Annotated in this window: 11 protein-coding genes; 7 read left to right on the top strand and 4 right to left on the bottom strand. The window is 71.9% G+C overall.

Translation table 11 applies throughout. The features are described 5' to 3' along the window. Positions 1-145: 145 nt before the first annotated feature. The gene (locus NE857_RS19300) at positions 146-718 is read right to left on the bottom strand and encodes a restriction endonuclease (RefSeq protein WP_254422035.1); all 573 of its coding nucleotides are present in this window, start codon (positions 716-718) and stop codon (positions 146-148) included. Between the two features lie 298 nt (positions 719-1016). On the opposite strand from NE857_RS19300, the gene NE857_RS19295 reads away from it, so the two are divergent. The 6 genes from NE857_RS19295 to NE857_RS19270 all read left to right on the top strand — a co-directional run bounded on the left by NE857_RS19295 (position 1017) and on the right by NE857_RS19270 (position 10245). After that, positions 1017-2603 carry a TIGR02677 family protein gene (locus NE857_RS19295; RefSeq protein ID WP_254417057.1) on the top strand — a complete coding sequence of 529 codons (1587 nt, stop codon included), beginning with the start codon at positions 1017-1019 and terminating at the stop codon, positions 2601-2603. Further along, positions 2603-4045 carry a DUF2398 family protein gene (locus NE857_RS19290; protein ID WP_254417056.1) on the top strand — a complete coding sequence of 481 codons (1443 nt, stop codon included), beginning with the start codon at positions 2603-2605 and terminating at the stop codon, positions 4043-4045. Before NE857_RS19295 ends, NE857_RS19290 begins: the two co-directional genes overlap by 1 nt. Continuing rightward, positions 4042-8256 (top strand): TIGR02680 family protein, encoded by a 4215-nt coding sequence (locus tag NE857_RS19285; RefSeq protein WP_254417055.1) that lies wholly within the window; start codon positions 4042-4044, stop codon positions 8254-8256. Before NE857_RS19290 ends, NE857_RS19285 begins: the two co-directional genes overlap by 4 nt. Before the next feature lie 216 nt (positions 8257-8472). Then, positions 8473-8838: a CU044_2847 family protein gene (locus NE857_RS19280; protein ID WP_254417054.1), complete on the top strand. Its 366-nt coding sequence runs from the start codon at positions 8473-8475 to the stop codon at positions 8836-8838. A gap of 178 nt (positions 8839-9016) precedes the next feature. Then, positions 9017-9988, top strand: coding sequence for a bile acid:sodium symporter family protein (locus NE857_RS19275; protein WP_254417053.1), 972 nt, complete (start codon positions 9017-9019; stop codon positions 9986-9988). Between the two features lie 92 nt (positions 9989-10080). After that, positions 10081-10245 (top strand): hypothetical protein, encoded by a 165-nt coding sequence (locus tag NE857_RS19270; protein ID WP_254417052.1) that lies wholly within the window; start codon positions 10081-10083, stop codon positions 10243-10245. 1328 nt (positions 10246-11573) lie between these two features. Here NE857_RS19270 and NE857_RS19265 read toward each other — a convergent pair. Both NE857_RS19265 and NE857_RS19260 read right to left on the bottom strand, forming a co-directional pair. Further along, a complete protein-coding gene (locus tag NE857_RS19265; RefSeq protein ID WP_254417051.1) occupies positions 11574-13856 on the bottom strand; it encodes a GmrSD restriction endonuclease domain-containing protein in 2283 nt (760 codons plus the stop codon). 44 nt (positions 13857-13900) lie between these two features. Further along, positions 13901-16009 (bottom strand): UvrD-helicase domain-containing protein, encoded by a 2109-nt coding sequence (locus tag NE857_RS19260; protein ID WP_254417050.1) that lies wholly within the window; start codon positions 16007-16009, stop codon positions 13901-13903. 263 nt (positions 16010-16272) lie between these two features. Between NE857_RS19260 and NE857_RS19255 the strand changes: the two genes are divergently transcribed. Further along, complete coding sequence (locus NE857_RS19255) at positions 16273-18501, top strand: helicase-associated domain-containing protein (RefSeq protein ID WP_254417049.1); 2229 nt, start codon at positions 16273-16275, stop codon at positions 18499-18501. An 87-nt stretch (positions 18502-18588) separates the two neighbouring features. Here NE857_RS19255 and NE857_RS19250 read toward each other — a convergent pair whose 3' ends face one another. Further along, positions 18589-20184: a serine/threonine-protein kinase gene (locus NE857_RS19250; RefSeq protein ID WP_254417048.1), complete on the bottom strand. Its 1596-nt coding sequence runs from the start codon at positions 20182-20184 to the stop codon at positions 18589-18591. Positions 20185-20305 lie beyond the last annotated feature (121 nt).

Raw genomic sequence — 20305 nt, 5'->3', positions numbered from 1 at the left:
ACCCCGCCTGAACCAGGCGGCCACGGTCGCACTCCCTCGTTCCGACCGCTACCGGCCGTCCCGGGCCCCGCGGAACCCACTCCCTCCGCGGGGCCCGCTTTCGTTGCCCGTCAGCGCATCCGGCACCGGTCACCGGGCCGCGCCCTCAGCGCGGCGGCAGCTCCGGGGCGCGTTCTCCGGCCATCCACAGCCCCAGGCCGTGCCGGTCCACCAGGACCATCCCGTCACCGGCCTCGCGCACGGCCTCCCGGGAGAACCCGTTCGAGGCCACGAACATCCCCAGGTAACCCCGGTGCCCTCCGGCCAGCGCACCGAGGAAGGCCCGTACCTCGTTGGGTGGTACCGGTTTGCGCCAGCGCTTGCACTGCACGGCCAGCGGTCTGCCGTCCGGGGTCTGCGCACGCAGGTCCACGCCGCCGTCGGAGGCCCCGCCGACCACCGCCACCCTGGTGTAGCCGTGGGTGCGCAGCAAGCGCGCCACGTGGTGCTCGAACTGCGTCCCCGACATCGTGTCGATCCCCGCGATCCCGGTGCGCGAGACGATCCACCGCTCCCGGGCCAGCCGCACCCGCGACCACGCCCACCAACCCAGCCCGGCCGCCGCGACCACCACTGCCAGACCGACGGACAACAGCACCCCCGGGCGTTCGGCGTTGTCGAACAGCCATCCCAACCCGAGCAGGAGCACCAGCGCCGTCAGCGGCAGCGCGCCCCGCAACCTTCGCACCCAACGCCGCCGCCCGCCGCGCCCGCGTTGCCCGCCTCGCCCGCGCCGACCCTGCCGCACACTCACGTTCCTCCCTGGGGGTGGGGACATACCGGGGCACATCATGCCACGGGGTGCACACATTCCCCCGGGACGTTCGGCCCGGGGTGACCAAGCCGACCACCGCACCCAGCCGAGGCCGGTCCCGACTGTCTCCGGGCACTGCCAGAATGGCCCAGTCGTGGTTTCGCACCCGGGGGTGTGCGGACGGGGGACACGAGTACGGGCACGAGTACACGGGGGTGCAGTGGTGGCCGAGCGCAGGGCTCTGGATCTGGACGCTCTCGCGGTCAGCGACCGCTTCCGGCTGTTCAACTTCACCCGGCGCGACGACCACGTCACCTACCTGTGGATCCTGCGCGCCGTGGACCGCCTGCGCGAGGTCCACCAGGTCCAGGTCGGCGCGGACGAGGTCGCCGCGACCCTGCGCGAACTCACCGCCGCCCACGCCGAGGCGCCCGAAATCCCCGCCCAGGGCCTGCGCCACCGGCTGGACGAGCTCGCCGCCGACGGCGTGGTGCACCGCTTCGACGACGCCTCCCGCGCCGGAACCCTGGCCCGCTACCGCAACCGCCAGTCCGTCTACCAGTTCAGCGAACTCGGCTACCGCGCCTACCACGCGGTCGAGAACCTGCTCGGCGCCCGGGCCGAGGACGTCAACCTGTCCCGCCTGGTCTTCTCCGACGTCCTGGAGGACCTCGGGGCGCTGGCCGAGGCCAACCGCACCGGCCGGGTCGAGGACGTCTACCGCCGCCTGTCCCGACTGGACGCGGTCATGGAGGACATGGGCCGCCGCTCCGCCCAGTTCCACGTGACCCTCGGCGAGATCCTGCGCTCCACCGAGGCCTCCTCCGAGGTCTTCCTGCGCCACAAGAACGCCCTGCTGGTCCACATGTCCGACTTCATGGCGGAGCTGGACCGCTACCTGCCCCGGCTGGACCGGGCCGTGCACGAGGTCGAGGCCACCGGCCTGAGCACCCTGCTCTCCCGCGCCGCCGACGTGGACGAACGCCTCTTCATGGACCGGACCGAACGCCTGGAGGACTGGTCGCGCCGCTGGTGGGCGGTGCGCGCCTGGTTCGCCTCCGAGAGCGGGGCGCCCACCCGCGCCGCCGAACTCGGCCAGGCCACCCGCTCCGCCGTCTCCGGGGTCGTCGCCCTGCTGCGCCAGATCACCGAGGCCCAGCGCGGCGGAGTCAACCGCTCCACCCAGCTGCGCCACCTGGCCGCGTGGGTGTTCGACACCCCCGACGACGGCGCCGCGCACGCCCTCATGGGCGCCGCCTTCAACACCCGTTCCGCCCGCCACCTGGGCGTGGCCCACGAGGACGGCGACGAGTTCGCGCCCACCGACTCCTGGCACGACGCCGCCGGGGTCGAGGTGTCGGTGACCCTGTTCCGCAGCGACCGCTCACCCACGCACGGCGTCCCCAAACCGGTGCGCAGGGACACCGGCGCCCGCTCCGAACTGCGCCGACGCCAGACCGAGGACCGTGAGGCCGAACGCGCCTCCGCCACCCGCCTGGTCCAGGAGGGGGCACACCACCGCGTCCTCGACGACAGCGACACCAAGGTGCTGCTGCGGCTGGTCACCAAGGCCCTGGAATCGAGGTCGGTGGTCGCCGGACGGATGAGCTCGGCCACCGGCGACGACGCGGGCACCCTGGTCAAACTGGTCCCCAGCGACCAGGGAAGCACCGTGCGCACCTCGCAGGGCAGCCTCCACCTGCCCGGTTTCCGCCTCGAACTCGCCTCCCGCGCCCGGGGCACCCGCAGCGCCCGCGGCGCTGACGGCACCCGGGGTGACCAGAGCACGCCCACCAGGAAGGGGGACTGATGGCCCGGCGGAACCGCCCCCGCGTCGAGGACGTGGACCTGGGCTCCTACCAGCAGGCCGTGCGCAAGGTCCTCACCTGCGACGTCATCACCGCCGCCCGGCCACGCCCCGGCGTACTCGACCAGGTCCTGTACTGGGCCGACCAGATGACCGAGGACCTGCGCGCCCTGTTCGGGTACACCCTCATCGCCACCACCGACCACGTGCGGCTGGTCCGCGAGCTCGACCTGCTCGACCCCACCCAGCGCCAGACCTTCGCCCGCAAGGGCAAACCCTTCGACCGCCGCCGCCTGGCCTACCTGTGCCTGCTGCTGGCCGCCTTCCAACGCTCCCAGGTCGAAATCAGCCTCGGTGACCTGGTCAAGCGCCTCACCCCTTCGGCCAACGAGATCCAGGGCCTGGGCTACGACCCCACCGACTCCACCCACAAGGCCGCGCTGGTCGACGTCACCCACTGGCTGCTGGACCGGGGCGCCCTGCACCTGTCCGACGGCTCCGTCGAGGCCTGGGCCCGCGGCGGCGAGCAGGGCGACGCGCTCTTCGACATCGACCACGAGATCTGCGAGGTCCTCTTCCGGCCCACCCGGCCGGTCCAGCACCTGAACAGCGCCTCCGGCCTGCTCAGCGACGCCCTGGGCCCGGACGCCTCCCGCGAACGCGCCGCCCGGCGCGCCCGCCGCCTGCTGGTGGAGTACCCGGTGGTGTACTACGCGGACGTCGAACCCGAGGTCGCCGCCGCCCTGCGCGGCAAGGGCCCGGCCGAGGAGGTGGCACGCCTGACCGGCACGAAGCTGGAACGCCGCGCCGAAGGGGTCCTGCTGGCCGATTCCTCCGGTACCTTCACCGACCGCGCCTTCCCCGGCAGGGGAGGGGCCGTCACCCGTACCGCCGGGCTGCTGCTGGCCCAGATCGCCAACCACTTCGAGGAGTCCTGGGCCGCCCTGGCCCACCTGCCCGCCCCGGGCCCCGTCCACGAGCACCCCGAGCTGGTCGCCCGGATCGACGCCGGGGTCCCGCAGGAGGGCGTCGTCACCGAACTGGCCTGGGCCGAGGCCGGACACGCCCCGACGCTCGCCGAGCCAGCCTCGGTGCCGCTGGTGGAGCGCGAACGCCTGGAGGAGATGGTCGCCGACCTGTTCGAGGAGTTCGGCGCGTCCTCCTTCACCGCCAGCTGGCAGCAGGACCCGCAGGGGCTACTCGACGCCGCCCTGGCCCTGCTGACCGACCTGTCCCTGATCCGGCCGCTGCCGGGCGGGGTCCTGGTCACGCCCGCCGCCCTGCGGTACCGCAACATCCGGGGCGCGCTGCCCGAACGCCCCGACACCGGGCTGCTCCCGTTCGGCTCGCTGGACCCGACGGCCGGCGACACAACTGAACCCGAAGCCCCCGTCACCCAACCAGAGCCCGCAGAGACCGAAGGAACCGAGGAACCCGCGCCATGACCCGCAGGAGCGACCGCTTCCGGCCCAGCCGGGCCGGTGTCGTCAACGTCTGGGACTACGTCGACGAGGAGTTCGCCTTCGCCGACGGCCGCCTCGTCCTGCGCGGCCACAACGGTTCGGGCAAGACCAAGGCGCTGGAGGTGCTGTTCCCCTTCGTCCTGGACGGCTACACCGACGCCCGCAGGCTGGACCCCTTCAGCGGCCAGAACCGCACCATGAAGTCCAACCTCCTCTACCGGGGCGACGAGTCCGCCTACGGGTACGTGTGGATGGAATTCGCCCGCGACAGTGATGACGCGGGCACGACCGAGACCGTCACCCTGGTCATCGGCCTGCGCGCGCACCGCCACCGCGACGGGGTCAGCCCCTCCTTCTTCGTCACCGACCAGCGCCTGGGCGTGGACTTCGGGCTGCTGGCCACCGACGGGCGCCCGCTCACCGAACGCCAGCTCAAGGCGGCCCTGGGCGAGGACGCCCACCACTCCACCGCCGCCGACTACCGCCGGGCCGTCGACGCGCGCCTGTTCGGACTGGGGGAGCGCTACGTCCAGCTCCTGGACCTCCTGCTCGCCCTGCGCCGCCCGCTGCTGGCCAAGGACCTGGACCCGGAGAAGGTCTCGCACACCCTCACCGGCGGCCTCAGCCCCCTCGACGACGCCCTCGTCGACCAGGCCGCACGCGACTTCGCCAACCTCGCCGCCGTGCAGAGCCGCTTCGCCAGCGCCAAATCCGCCCACGAGGCCGCCCGGACCTTCACCGGCGTCTACGCCGACTACCTCACCGCCAACGCCCGCCACCGGCTGTCCCGGGTCGCCGCCGCCACCGACCAGGCCGACACCCACGCCCGCACCGTCACGGAGGCCGCCACCGAACTGGACCGGGCCACCGAAGCACGCGAGCAGGCCCGCGAACGCGCCGACCAGCTGGCCAAGGAGTCCGAACGCCTGGACGCCCAGTGCGCCACCCTGCGCCAGCACGAGACCCTGCGCGACCAGCAGGCCCTCCAGGTCCGGCGGGAGAACAACGAGGCGCGCGCCCGCCAGATCGCCACCCAGCAGGCGCGGGTGCGCGCCCAGGAGGAGGAGATCTCCCGGCTGAGCGGAGAGGCCGCCCGTGTCGCCGAACGCGTCGAACGCGAGCGCGCCCGCGCCGAGGACCTGCGCACTGAACTCAGCGCGGCCGCCGAGGCCTCCGGCATCGTTCACGATGCCGAGGGGGAGGTGGACACCGGTGACGACCTGCCCGAGACAGCTCGGGGCCGTGCCAGCGCCCGGCTCGACGACGTGCGCGCCGTACGCGAGCGCCTCAACGCCCAGGACCGCGCCGAGGACGGCCGGGCCCGCACCGAAGCCGCCGCCACCCGGGCCGAGGACACCCTCGGCGAACGCGAAACCGAGTGCGCCAGGGCCGAGGAGAAGCTCACCGAGCTCCGCGCCACCGTCGCGCAGAACCTGGACGCCTGGTCCGAGCGCTGGGAGATCGTCGGCCCCGAGTCCCTGACGGCCCTGCGGGACACCCTCGACCACTACGGCGAACCCGGCACCGCCACCCTCGCGCAGGTGTTCAACGAACAGCTCCACGACCAGCAGCTACAGGCGGCCACCCGCGCCAACGCCCTGGAGTCCGAACAGAGCCGACTGGGCGAGGAACTGGCCGCGGTCCGCCGCGAACGCGACCACATCGCGGCCGAACGCGACGACGCCCCGCCCGCCGACCCCCTGCGCCCCGCCCCGCGCGAAGGCCGTCCCGGAGCGCCGCTCTGGCAGCTGGTCCGCTTCGCCGAGGGTCTGACCGAGGACCACGCCGCCGCGGTCGAGGGCGCCCTGCACGCGGCGGGCCTGCTCACCGCCTGGATCCACCCCGACCCCGGCCTCACCCGCGATGCCCTGGCACAGGGCGAGGCCGACGCCTACCTGCTCCCCGCCGAACAGGGCGCTACCGGCGCCAACGGAGGGACCCTCGCGGACGTCCTCGTGCCCGAGACCCAGGAGCACGTCCCCGCCGACACGATCGCCCGGGTCCTGGCCTCGATCCCCTTCAACGACGGGGCGAGCGACGCGCTCGTCGGAGTGGACACCCCTGCCGCCGGAGTGGACACCCGGGCCCGCTTCCGCCTCGGACCCCTCACCGGTGCCCGCCCCAAGGCCGCCGCCGAGTTCATCGGTGCCACCAACCGCGCCCAGCGCCGCCGCGAGCGCCTGGCCGCCCACGACACCCGCATCGAAGAGCTCTCCGCCCGCCGCGCCGAACTCGGCGACCGCCTCGCCCGGGCCCACGAGCTCCTCAAGGACTTCGACCGCGCCCGCGCCGACCTGCCCGACGCCACCGAGGCCGCCAAAGCCCTGCGCGCTCTCGAACGCCACTCCACCCTCCTGGCCTCGGCCCGCGCCGCACGCGCCGAGGCCCGCCGCGACCTCGACGCCGCCGTCGCCCAGGTGGACGCCGAACGCCGCCAGGTCCGCACCGCGGCCGCCGAACGCGCCATGCCCACCCGCCGGGAGGACGTCGACGCGGTCGCCGCCGCGGCCGAGGCCTTCCAGGACACCGCCCGGAACCTGCGCGCCGCACGCGCCGACATCGCCGAGTACGAGCGCGACCTCACCGGGCGCCGGGACACCGTCACCCGTCTGACCGAAGCGCTCGACAGCGACCGCGCCGACCTCGACCAGAGCCGCACCGACCACGCACGCGAGACCGAGGAGCTGGCCACCCTGGAGGCGGCCATCGACGCCCCGGCCCGCGACCTCCTCGACCAGCTCGAACAGGCACAGAGCCAACTCCGCGAGGTCCAGAAACGGCACCGCGCCGCCACCGCCGAGGCCTCCCGCGAGCACGACCGATGCGTGCGCTCCGAAACCCTGCGCGACAGCGGCCGCCACTCCCTGGCCCAGGCCCTGGGCACGCTCTTCGAACACGCCGCCGCCTTCGCCGGACTCACCCAGCCCGCCGTACGCGCGGTCATGGGCGTGGACACCTCCGGCGCCTGGCCGGTCCCCGACCAGTGGCCCGCGCCCGAGGAGGCAGCGGAGCGCCTGCTCACCGGGCAGGCCGCCACCGTCCGCGAGATCCTGCCCGGGGCCGCCGCCGCCCTGCTGGACGGTTTCGCCGAGGCCGTCGGCACCAAGGACGTCGGCGACGCCGAGCTCAAGACCGCCGGGACCCGCATGTCCCAGGCACTGCGCACCTTCCAGGAGGCACTCGGCGGTGACGCCGAGGGCTACCGCGTGGACCACGAGGTCGGTGCCAGCGGCCTGGTCACCGTGCACGTCAACGACGAGAACGGCCGCAACCCCGTCTCCGCGTTCGCGCGCGCCGTCGCCGAACGCGTCGAGGAACAGGGCGCGCTCCTGCGCGAGGAGGAACAGGGGGTCCTGGAGGACGAACTGCTCAGCGGGATCGCCCAGCAGATCCACGACCGGGTGCGCGCCGCCAAACTCCTGGTGCGCGCCATGGACCGCGACACCCGCGCCCGCCCCATGTCCTCCGGTACCCGGGTGGGCATCCGCTGGTCCCGCTCGGACGGCCTCGGCGACCACCAGCGCCGGGCCACCGAGCTCGTCCGCCACGACGGTTCCGGGCTCGGCCCCCGGGGCCTGGGCGAACTCCGCGCCGTCCTGCGCGAGATGATCCGCGACTACCACGCCCGGCACCCCCGCGCCAGCCACAAGCAGGTCCTGGCCGCGGTTCTGGACTACCGCGACTGGTACCGCTTCGAGCTGCGCCTGGCCGAACCGGGCAAGGACGAGGTCACCCTCACCAAGAACAAGCATGAGCAGATGTCCGGCGGCGAGAAGTCCGCCGCCATCCACCTGCCGCTGTTCGCCGCGGCCAACGCCCTGTACTCCTCGGCCGCGCCCACCTGCCCGCGCGTGGTCGCCCTCGACGAGGCGTTCGCGGGCATCGACGACCGTTACAAGCCCGAACTCATGGGCCTGACCGTCACCTTCGACCTCGACATGTTCATGACCGGCCACGACCTGTGGGTGCACTACGACACCGTCCCCATGGCCGCGCACTACGACATGCACCACGACAAGGCCAGCCACACCGTCTCCGCCCTGCTCATGCTCTGGGACGGCGAGCAGACCCTGGACGCCGACGCCGGTTTCGCGGGCAACGAGGAGCTCGCCGCGCAGCTGCTCGGCATCACCCCGACCCGCTACGTGCCCCAGTCCACCGCGGGCACCCTCCTGGACGAGGCGGCCATGTGAGGACCCCGGGGGCCAGCGACCCGGTGCGCGGCATGCGACGTACCGGGGCCGCCGAAACCGGAAAAACGAACTGAGAAATTCTTTTTTCTGCTCGCATCCGCTGCTTTCCAGTGAGAAATGGCAGGTAGCGGCCGTGTGGCCGGAGTGGCAGGAGAAAGTACCCGGGGTTTGTGGCGCGGAGAACTCCCCATTGGTTAAGATCTCAGCTCCCGATCGTTGGAGCTCGAAATGACGGAACGTTTTCTCCGCACGATCGAAGTGCCGCTGGGTGACGAAGGGGCGGAAACGGTCCTGGTTCAGGTGCGCACCGCGGACGATTCCATTGTTCCGGTGGGTCGAGGCGACCGTTCCGTCGCGCGGGCCAGGAAAACCTTCTCCCAGATGCTCGGTACCGTACGGCCGGTCGCGGAGAGCTTCGTCGGGCAGGTCAAGGCAATGGCGGACGCCCCGGAGGAGGTCACCCTGGAGTTCGGGATCTCGCTGTCCGCGGAAGCGGACCTGGTCATCGCGAGCACCACCACGGAGGCCAATTTCTCGGTGAGCCTGAAGTGGAGAAGCAAGCCCGAAGCGAAAGACGGGTGACGTGCCACGTCAGCTGACCGCGACCGGCCGGACGCGGGTGGCTTCCGATGAATGGGCAAGGGCTTCGATGACGGGAACGTGTCCGCCCGCCCCGCCCGACCGCGGCCTCGGGCCCGGGGAGTAATGTGCCCGTAGTCCAGGCTAAACACCCCGGGCACGATGTGGGAAGAAGTACGCGATGACGGTCATCGAGAAGGTCGCCGACCTCGTCGGCAAGTGGTTCGCACTCCTGGTCCTGGCCGGGGCGATCATCGGGATGCTCGTCCCGGCGCAGGCTTCGCTCATCACACCCCACGTGCCCCTGCTGCTCGGCATCATCATGTTCGGCATGGGCCTGACGATGCGCCCGGTGGACTTCGCCATCGTGGCCAAGCACCCCAAGGCCGTGCTGCTCGGGGTGGCCGCCCAGTACACGGTCATGCCCCTGCTGGCCTGGGGCATCGCGCACTCGTTCAACCTGCCGCCGCTGCTGGTGGTCGGCATGGTCCTGGTCGGCGCCTCACCCGGCGGCACCGCCTCCAACGTCATCGTCTACCTGGCCCGCGGTGACGTGGCGCTCTCGGTGGCGATGACCTCCATCTCCACCATGCTGGCGCCGTTCGTGACCCCGCTGCTCGTGCTGGGCCTGGCCGGTTCGACCCTGCCGGTCTCCGCGGGCGACCTGTTCCTGTCGATCCTGCAGGTCGTGCTGCTCCCCGTCGTCGGCGGCCTGCTGCTGCGCACCTTCGCCGACCGCTTCGTGACACCGCTCCTGCCGCTGATGCCGCTGGTCTCGGCCACCGGCATCGTGCTGGTCGTGGCCGGTGTGGTGGGCGCCAACGCCGACGCCGTGCTCACCACCGGCCTGCTGCTGGCCCTGGCCGTGATCGCGCACAACACCCTCGGCCTGACCGTCGGCTACCTGGTGGGGTACTTCGGCCGTATGCCCGAGTCCGCGCGCCGCGCGGTGAGCGTGGAGGTCGGCATGCAGAACTCGGGGCTGGCCGCGAGCCTGGCCACCACCCACTTCGAGCCCATCGCCGCGCTGCCCGGGGCGCTGTTCTCGGTCTGGCACAACCTGTCCGGTGCGGCCGTGGCCACCTACTGGGCCCGCAAGGCTCCCAAGGACGCGGAGGGCGCCGAGGAGGCCAGGGAACCCGAGCGTTCCTGACACGCCGGAGCTTGCCCCACACCCGTCTCACGTGACACGCTCGGCCTCTGACATCTCCCTGACATCCCCCACGCGGAACGAGGACGGATCACGTGGCCGCCCGAAAGAAGAAGCGCAAGCCCGGACGCGGTAAGAACGACATCCACCGGGGCCCCACCCGCGACCCGGGGCCGACCGGGAACGTGGGCTGTTACTTCATCTTCTTCTCGATGCTCGCCATCGGCCTGATCGTCCTGCTGCTGGAGATCCTCACCTAAGATCGCCGAGCTCCGCCCGGGCCGTCATCGGCTGAAGCTGCGCACAGGTCGGGGCGGGCGCGCCCCAGCACGTCGGGCAGGTACTTCGGGCCGACCACTTCCTGCTCCCGCCACGGCTCGGGTCCGGCCGGGAACCTCCACCTTGGGCGCCAGGTGGAGGTGGAGGACCAGCCGGGCGGTGTGTCTGCGGGAACCGCATCCTGCACATCCTGGGGGAGCGGTCCCGGCGCAACCGGGACGGGTTCGCGAACACGCACGTCGAATCCCTGTCATGGGCCCGAACAGACCGCTGACCCCCGTCGCCGAGCGACGGGGGTTTCAATACGGGAATCTGCTGGAGAAACTCGGGGCTCAAGGACCGGACGGGTCCCGCCGCGACCGGGACCCCACGGGACACCCGAGCATGCGGCTGTCCCGTGCGCCCCAACCCCTGAGCTGCCAGTGGCAGCTGAGGACTTGGGACTTCCCCGAGAATCGCAAGGACTCCCTGGTCGGAGTACCCCAAGGGTTTCGGGGCCTCAGTCCCGAAAAACATGGAACCGTCTCCGAAGCGCTGCCTGAAGTGGTGTCAAAAAAACGGATTCGGTATCAGAGCACATGAAAAAGGCCGGTTCCCAAGGGGAAACCCCTCGGAGAGTGACCCTGCGAGGTGGCTCCCAACGCCTGTGTTACGGAACGGAGCGGCGGACTCGCTCGGGGAACTCACCGACACCCTCTGGACGGTCTGGCCCCGGAGGGGCAGGGCAGGGCCGTCGAACGGTGGGTGACCGACACGATCGGGCTGCTTTCCGTGCGGGGGCGAGGAACACGGCGAACCTGGCCAGGCCGTGACAAAGCTGTGAGCAGGCCACGATCCGTGGTCTTCGCGCCGGTGAACGGGACCGTCCCGAACGGTCCCGCCCGAAGGCCCTCCCCACGCCTCAGCGCGTACTTCCACGGATTGCCTGTTCCCACACCCGGTGGACCTGGCCTGAAACGGCCATCAGTGATCATCCGAGGCAGCCACACGGACACCCGGCCGCTGCGAGGCTGATCGCATGCGACACATCGTCCCCTGCTCCGGTCTTCTCGTGCTCGCCCTCCTGGCGACCCCGAACGTTTCCGTCGAACGCCTCGCGGGGAGCCCGCCGCCCCCGAGCACACCGGGATCGGCCCCGCCCCTCCAGTGCGGCCCCCGCCGCCCCGTTCCACTCCCGCGCAGGCCACCGCACTGCGGCTACCGGTAACCCTGCGACGTCGGCGTGCCCCCGAAGGTTTCCGAAGGGGCACGCCGTCGCCCCGCGCAGCGCGGTGTCCCTGGACTCTCCGGACGGTCTGCCCGCCAGGAATCAGTTCTCCAGGAACCGGTACCCGAACTGCTCCAGGCGGGTCCTCGCCCGCGCCAGCTCCTCCTCGGTGAACAGCGGAGCGAACTCCGGCCGCAGCACCAGCGCCTCCACCGTCAGGTCCAGCCGCCCCCGCTCCCACAGGTTCGCGAACCCGTCGGAGACCGCGGGGGAGTTCAGCAGCTTGCGGGCCGTGCCCAGCGGCCCCAGCTCGGAGATCATGCCCAGGAAGAACGAAGCGGTGTAGTCGGCCTCGTTCTTGGCCCGCTCGTACACCGAGAGCATCGCCCGACCGAAATCGGCGGTCTGGGGGCCCTCGCCAGAACCCTCCTCCGGTTCCGCGAACCGGTCCCGCTCCACTTCACCCACGGCCTCCCCGGCCGCCTCCTGACCCAGCCGGCTCACGAAACCCAGCAGCGAGTCCACCGAGGTGAAGACCTCATAACCCAGCTCCTGCAACCTGGGCAGGTCCGCCTGATCGGGGTCCAGCTCCAGGACGACCGGCTTGCCCAGGCCGTGCTGGAGGCCGTCCGGCCAGAACGCCTCCGCTTCGGCGATCGCCCGACCCCGCTCCGGGTCGTTGATCTCGGCGTCCAGCTCGGGCTTGGCGAAACCCAGCCGGAGCAGCTCGTCCACCATCTCCTGCACCTGCACCGAACGGGCGTCGTCGGGCTCGTCGGCCAGAACCGTCACCGGGCGCAGCGCCTCCTCCCCGGAGCCCTCACCGCCCGAGGCCAGCCCGCCGAGGAAGGTCTCCGCCGCCTCGGCCAGCAGCTCCCGGCGGGCGGCCAGGAACTCCTCGTAGTTCTCCACCTTCCACAGCTCGGGGTCGGTGGGGATCCACTGCGAGGCCAGCACACCGGGGTGGCGCGCCTCGACCTCGGCGAAGTACTCCTCGGGCGTGAGGTCGGCGACCTCCAGGTTGGTCTGCTGGGTGAGGAAGCAGAAGTTCGCGATCGCGTTCACCTGCCTGCTCTCGTACCTGTTGCGCAGCACCTTCTTGGGGAAGATGTGGTGGACCTGCAACGAGGACAGGCGTCCCAGGGACTCGGCCCGCAACTCCAGACCACTGCCGAAGTCCCGGGCGCCGTGCACCCGGGTCAGCATGTACAGCAGCGGGTAGAACCGGGCGCCCTTGGTCGCGCCCTCGAAGTCGTGCGGGCGGATATCCAGGTTCCCGCCGCGCAGCCGGGCCAGGGAATCGATCAGCCCGTCCACCCCCGAACTCTTCAGGGTGTCGTAGTCGACCTGCAGGTAGGTCTCCGTGGAACCCGTGTAGCGCCCCCACAGGGCGCTGTGCACGTACCAGTACAGGACCCTGTCCCGGTGCCGGGCGTCGTCGAAGCGGCCCCCGTTGAGCTCCAGCAGCCGTGAGACCACCGGCAGCGCGTACCGCCCCATCAGCACCCGGTCGTGGTCCAGGCCGAGCCTGCCCGAGACCGCGTCCAGGAACGTGCCCACGTGGTTGACCGAACCCTCCAACGCCCGTTGGAAGGCGGGCGCGTCCACCTTGTCCAGGGCGGTGAACAGGGCCCGGCCCGAGGCGACCGCGGTGGCGTTGCGCAGCAGCCAGTCGAGGCTGAACGAGAACCCGGCCTCCTCCCACCGGCCCAGCGCCGAACGCATGGACGTGCGCGCCTCCGGCCACTGGGCGCACAGCTTGGCCAGCGCCAGGTCGCCCTTGGACAGCTTGGTGCCGCCGGAGTTGACCCGGTTGAAGATGTCCACGACCTCGTCGACGGTGCGCTCCGCCCCGGTGATCTCCTCCTGCGGGAAGTTCTTGTCGACGATCTGGCTCAGCCGGTTGAGCCTGGTCAGGTACAGGTTGGCCTTGGCCGGGTCGTCGGCGAACCTGGTCAGGTAGGGGACCGGGCCCTGCTGGAACAGTTCGGTGACGTCCACCCAGTGCGGGTTGTCGGTCATCTTCAGCGGCCGGTAGAACTCGAACACCTCGGTGTCCACGTTGAACTGCAGCCCCGTGAACGCCTTGTCGTCACCCTCGAAGAACGCCGGGGCGCGCCCGCGGACCACCCCGTACAGGGAGCTGATGCGCTGCTGACCGTCCAGGAGCAGCAGGTGGGTACCGTTCCCCGCGCTGCCGCCGCGCACCGCCATCTCCTCGGCGGAGGTCTCCCACAGCAGCAGGCTGCCCACCGGGTGGCCCAGGTACATGGAACGCATCAGACCGCGCACCTGGTCGCGGTTCCACACGTAGCCGCGCTGGAACTCCGGCAACAGCACGGTTCCGGCGTCGATCTGGTCGAGGAGCATGGACAGTTTCGCCATGGGGGCTGTCTTTCTCGTCGGGGGTTCTACGTCAGTTACGGGGGTCAGCGGTCCAGAACCGCTTCGAGGAAGGGGCTCGGCGAGCGGTGCCAGCTCACGCTCAGCTGCTCGCGCGCCCGCGTGCACGCCACGAACAGCAGACTCCGCTCCCGCAACAGGTCGCGGGCGTGCGCACCGGGGTCCTCCTCCTCAGGGGTGACGCTCCGCGGTGCGGGCAGCTGTTCCCCGCCCACGCCCACCACGGCCAGGCAGCGGAACTCCAACCCCTTCATCCGGTGCATCGTGCCGACCGGGACACTGCCGACCGCCTGCCCCTTGGCCAGCGACCGGGCCGGCAGCCCTGCCTCCTCCAGGGCCAGTACGGCCTGCTCCACCGCGCGCTTGGAGCGGGCGGCCACCCCGATCTCGTCGGGCAGCACCCCGGCCTCCGCCCAGGAGCCCACGGTCTCCTTCAGGTACCCCAGCTCCGCCTCCCAGGTGGCGGCCCCGTGCAGCACCGGTTTCTCACCGCGGATCTCGGACCGGCAGCCGGCGATGGAGTCCAGGCCGCCGTCCATGTCGTCCACCGGTTCCCCGAGGACCAGTCCCAGACTCCACCCGAGGATCTGCGCGGTGGTCCGGTAGTTGATCCGCAGCTTGCTGGAACGGCCGCGGATGTTCACCCCGACCTCGGCCAGGCTCACCTTGGGGCCGTACACCCGCTGGTGGGTGTCGCCCGCGACGAACAGGTCGTCCCCCGCCTCTGCCGCCGCCGCCCGCAGCAGCCGCCACTGACCCGCGTGCAGGTCCTGCGCCTCGTCCACCACCACGTGCCGGAACGGCTTCTCCGCACGTCCGGCCAGGATCCGGGCGGCCTCCTCGCTCACCGTCTCGTGGGTCCACAGCCCTCGCTCGCCTAGCAGGTTCCGGAAGGAGTGCACCGCCTGCCACACCTGGGCCTTGCGCGCCGCGTTCAACCCGCGCCCCCGACCGGTGCGCTTGGCCTCCAGGTAGGCCTGCGCGTCCTCGACCCGGCGGGTCAGCACCACCTGGCGCCACTCCTGGGCCAGGAACGAGGGCGACAGGTCGACCCCCAGCCCGGCCACGACCTCCTGCCACAGCGCGCGTTCGCGCGCGGGGTCCAACAGGTCGGGCTGGCCGTGCTCCTCCCGGAACACCCGGTGCGCCAGCCGGTCCACGTGCTCCACCCGGATCCGCCCCAGAACCTCCTCGGGGTTCTCGCTCCGGGACTCCACCAGCAGCCGCAGCTGCGCCTCCAACGCGGTCGCCAGAGTCGAGGTGAACGTGGTCAGCAGGACCTCGCCCTCCCCGCGCTCGGCCAGCCGCTGGGCGCGGTGCAGCGCCACCACGGTCTTGCCGGTCCCGGGCCCGCCGCTCACCCGGGCGGGACCGCCGTAGGACGCCTCGACCACCGCGCGCTGGGCCGGGTGCAGGTAGATCCGCCACAGGTCGAACGGCGACTCCAGCGCCGCCGTCAGCTCCTCGGGGCCCTCCACCAGCAGCACACGGTCCGGGCTGCGCCGCACCGCCGCGTCCAGGTCCTCGGGGTCCACCTCGCCCTCGACGATGGCCGCGCCCATCTCCTCCCAGACCTGCTCGGGGGTGAGCCCCGCCGCCAGCCCGTAGAGCACCTCCCACTGGACGGCGGGCAGCAGCCCGCGCGCCGCCTCCAGCTGGAAGACGTCGGTCAGCGTCCGGGCGAACCCCAGGGTCTGCTCGTCCACGCCCAGGCGGCGCAGGTCCGCGTCCTTCACGTCCTCGAACAGCCGGGTCGGCACGTGCTCGGCGACGCGTTCCAGGTGCGGCAGGGTGGAGTCGATCGTGTCGACGTCGCGCACCTCGATGCCACCGGTCACGCTGTTCACCGAGGCTCTGCGCCGCCCGGCCCAGGCGTAGGCGTCGTCGTGCGGGAGCACCTTCATCAGCGTGTAGGTGTCGCCGTTCCTCGGGGCCAGGACCACACCCCGCCAGAACTGGTCCACGCGGATCGTGCGGAACCGGTCGTCCCGCGCGTGATTGATCTTCTCCAGGTGCAGGCCGGTGTGGGTGGCCTGCTCGAACTTGGCGAACACCTGGGTGACCCGTTCGCGTACGGGCTTCTCCAGGGCGGCGTACTCCGCCAGGAATTCCTTGGCGATGGCGAGCTGGGGCACGGCGTGCTTTCCTCGTCGTGGGGGGAGGTACCCGGCTCCGTAGGGGTCCGGTTTCGGCAAAGGGGCGGTCCCGAGTACCAGAACTGTGGCCACCAACCTAGCTGGACCGGTTCGTGTACGCACAGCCAGCGGTGCATCGTGTCCGGACGGTGCGCTCCTGCCGGACGCCCCGGACGCCCCGGACGCCCCGGACGCCCCGGGCGGCCCCGCCGGTCTGCCCCGGACGGTCCCGCGTACCTCCCGGTCCCGGTAACGTCTGCCCCGTGAATCGGCTCGACACTTTGGCAGCACATCTTCGTGCCCTCCCGCCCGCCCAGGTCGCCACCTTGTTGGGACAACTCCCACCGGAGGTCGTCGACCAATCTGAGTCCCACCGCGAACTGCTCTCCGAGCTGGGCTCGGTGGGCGCTCGGGCAGCGGTGTTCGAAACCCTCACCCGGGCCCAGTACGACCTGCTCGCGGTCGCGGCGGAGATCGCCCAGCCCGAGCCTGGGGGACCCCGCGCCCACCACAGGTCCGTCTTCTTTCACCCGTTCGGCCTGAGTGAGCCGCACTGGCTGGACCCCGAGGACCTGCTCGCCCGTGTCGATCACCACGAGCGCGCCTCGGGCACGGCGGCACGAGAGGCCCTGAACGGCCTGCTCGACAGGGCTCTGCTGTGGCCGAGTGAGTTCGGCCACCACCACCTCGCCCTGGGCGTCGACACCGCCTTCGGAACGCCCGAGGGCCACGCCCCCGCGGTGAACGACGCCCTCAGCAGAGCCTACGAACTCCCCGAACTGCGGCGGATCGCCCTGGCCCTGGGCCTGGACCCGACCAAGAAGCGCCGGGCACTCCAGGCCGAGGTCGTCGCCCGGCTAACCGACCCCGAACAGGTCCGGGCCCTGCTGAAGCAAGCGCCCCGGGGCGCCGTGGAACTGGTCGAACGGCTCACCTTCGAGGGCGGCCTCCTGGGCACTTACTGCTTCCAGAACGACGACTCGAACCCTACCGGCAGTTTCCGTTTCCGCCCCGACGGCGCCGGTGACACCGACACCGACTGGCTCGCCGAACACGGCCTCCTCGTCCCCCTGGCCCCGGAACGGGCACTGCTGCCCCGAGAGGTGGCCGAGGCCGTCCGCGCCAGCAGCGCCCCGCCCCTGTCCCTCACCCCTCCCGAACCCGTCGGCAGGGCGGTGGACCAGGAAGCGGTGCACGCACAGGCACAGGCCGCGCTGCTCGAAGCCCTCGCCGCCGTGGACCGCCTGGTCGCCGAGGTCGCCGAACGCCCGGCCGCCCTGCGCAAGTCGGGCGGTATGACCGTGCGCGACCGCAAACGCCTGGCCAAGGTGCTCGGTACCGATCCGGACCGCACCCGGCTGTGGATCGAGACGGCCTACGCCGCCGGTCTGCTGATGTCGGACGGCCCCCAGGTCACCGTCTCCGCCCGGGCGGGCGCGTGGGCCCGCTCCGAGTCCGCCGACCGGACCGTGTCACTGCTGGTGGCCTGGTGGAACCTGCCGGACGCGCCCACCTGGTGGCCCGACGGAGAGGACCCCGTCATCCCCGCCGGGGCGTTCCTGTCCGGCGCGGTAGCGCTGCGCCAGGGGCTCCTGCTGTCCATGGCCGACCTGCCCCCGGGCCAGGGCGTGGGGGTCACCTCCCGCGCGCTGTCCGACGCGGCCGGTCAGGGCGATTCGCTCACCGAACTGGGAGGCGTGCTGGAGACGGCCCTGTGGTACCGGCCCGCGGCCCAAGCCGTGGACGAGGCGGGCCCGTTGCTGTGGCACACCCTGTACGAGGCCGAACTACTGGGGCTGTTCGCGCACGGTGCCCTGACCGGCCTGGGCCGGGCCGTGGCCACCGGCGGAACGGGCCAGGCCCTGCGCGAGGCCGCCAGCGCACTCCTGCCTCCGGTGGAGGAGTGCGCCCGTTTCCAGGGCGACATGACGGCCGTGGTCACCGGAACTCCCTCCGCCCGGTTGGAGTCCCTACTCAACACCGTCGCCGAGCGGGAGAGCGACGGTTACGCGAGTACCTGGCGCCTGTCGCCGACATCGGTGCGTCGCGCTCTGGACGCCGGACACCCGGCGGAGGAACTGCTCGGGGACCTGGCCGGGGTGTCCGCCGACGGCAACCTGCCGCAGACGGTGGACTACCTGATCCGTGACACCGCACGCGGCCACGGCCGTATGAGTGTGCTGCCCGCTGCCTGTTGCGTGCGTTCTGCCGATCCCGCCCTGGTCCGGGAGATGGCGCAGAACCGGGGGCTCAAGGCGCTGCGCCTGCGCGCGGTGGCCGACACGGTCCTGGTCAGCGCCAAACCGGTGCGGGCCACGCTGGAGGCGCTGCGGCGCCAGGGCTACGCCCCGGTTGCGGAGGACGAGAGCGGGGGCACCGTCGTCGGGCGCGTACCCGGCGCTGCCCCAGCTGGTTCGGATGACGCCTCCTTGGCTCTGGTGCCCGGTAGCGACCAGCTGGTGCTCCTGGCCCGGTCCCTGAGCGGTTCCTAGCCCGGTTCCCGGCCCAGTCGCCGACCGGGCCGGGACCTGGTCCGGGGCCCGGAGCCGCCGGGACCGGGCGAACGCCGGGTGCGGTCCTCAACGCTGTGTCAGGGATCCGGTCAACAGGTCGTCCAACTGGGCGACGGCCGGGTGTTTCGGTCCGTGCAGACGGACCAGGTCCTCGCGCAGGTCCCGGAGAGTGGGCTCGGCGTCCTCGCGGCGCCCCGCCGCCAACTCCAGCAGCCCGATCTGCCTGCGCAGCTCCAACGGCCGGTGGTCGTCGTGCCCGTAGACGTCGACCTCGTCGTCGAGCAACTCCGACAGGATCGACAGTGCGGCACTCGTCTGCCCGGACAGCGCGTGGCAGGTGGCGTTCTGGAGTCGGCAGCGGAAGACCAGGCTCTGGTTCTCGTCCCCCTCCAAGCCCTCGAGATCCGCCACCAGCTCCGCGTAGACCGGGGCGGCCCCGCGGAAGTTCCCGCCCTCGAACAGCACGTTCGCCCAGTCCATCCGCAGCCGCACGGTGTCCGGGTCGGTCGCACCGAAGGAGGCGGTCGCCGAGGTGACCGCCTCGCGCAGGGTCTGTGCGGCCTGCTGGTACCGGGCAGAGCTCCCCAGGTCCGCCGCCTCGTCCCGGGCGCGTTTGACCTCGACCCGGCTCAGCGGAACGGCGTCTACGGTGTCCTCGGGCGGCCGGGCTGCAGCGTGCTCGGGCGCGGGGTCGGGAGCAGCGGGCCTCGGTTCATCGGCCTCGGCGGGAGCACCGGCCCCGAAGACCTTGGCCACCGCGGCCCCGTACATCCGGTGCGGGCTCGACTGTTCCGGCGGGTTCAGCTCCCCCGGAACGGGTTCCAGTCCGGTGGCGAATCCGATCAGCCGCGCGTACACCTGGTCGGCGTCGGCCGGACGGTCTTCCGGGCGCTTCTCCAACAGCGCCGACACCACCTCCGCCAACTCCGCGGGTACGTCCGGCCGCAACCGGCGCACCCCCGTGGGGGCGTCGTTGACCTGTTTGGAAGCCAGCGCGAACGAGGTCGAGGCGGTGAACACCCGCTGTCCGGTGAGCATCTCGTGTAGGACGCAGCCCAGCGCGTACAGGTCGCTCAGCGGGGTGCTGGACCCGGCCAGGAGCTGCTCAGGGGCCATGTACGCGGGCGTCCCGGGGGTGTGCCCGGTCCGGGTGATCTGCGACATGTCCGCACGGTCCAAGGCGACAGCCAACCCGAAGTCGAGGACCTTCACGGTCCCCTCCCGCTCCAGCATCATGTTGGCGGGTTTCAGGTCCCGGTGCACCAGCGAGGCCCCGTGCGCGGCCGAGAGCACCGAGCACACCTGCGCCGCGATGCACGCCGACCACCCCACGGAGAGCCGCTCCTGTTCGGAGATCAGGTCGTGCAGGCCGATCCCGCGCACCCGCTGCATCACCAGGTAGTGGTGCCCGTCCTCCGACCCGCCGTCGAACACCGCCGGGACGCCCGGGTGCTGCAGGCCCGCGGTGATCCGCGACTCCCGCACGAACCGGCGGACCATGTCCGGGTCCTGCTCACCGTCGGGGAAGCGCAGGAACTTGACCGCGATCTCCCGGTCCAGCCGCGTGTCCCGGCCCACCATGACCTGGCCCATGCCGCCGCGCGCCAGCGGAGCCGTGAGCTCGTACCGGTCGGCGAGCATCCGCTTCTCGGTCCACTTCATGCCTTCAACCCCTGCCAACCCCACGATTCCGCAACCCCTGTGGCCTCAAGTCACCCTCCCGTAGCCCATGGTGCCCCACCTGGGCCAGCCGCCTGCCCAGTTCGGCGATCTCACCCAGCAG

Origin of the sequence: Nocardiopsis exhalans (assembly GCF_024134545.1) — a bacterium.
Classification (GTDB): domain Bacteria; phylum Actinomycetota; class Actinomycetes; order Streptosporangiales; family Streptosporangiaceae; genus Nocardiopsis; species Nocardiopsis exhalans.
Note: the sequence above shows the minus strand (reverse complement) of the source record. Positions and strands in the feature narration are given on the sequence as shown.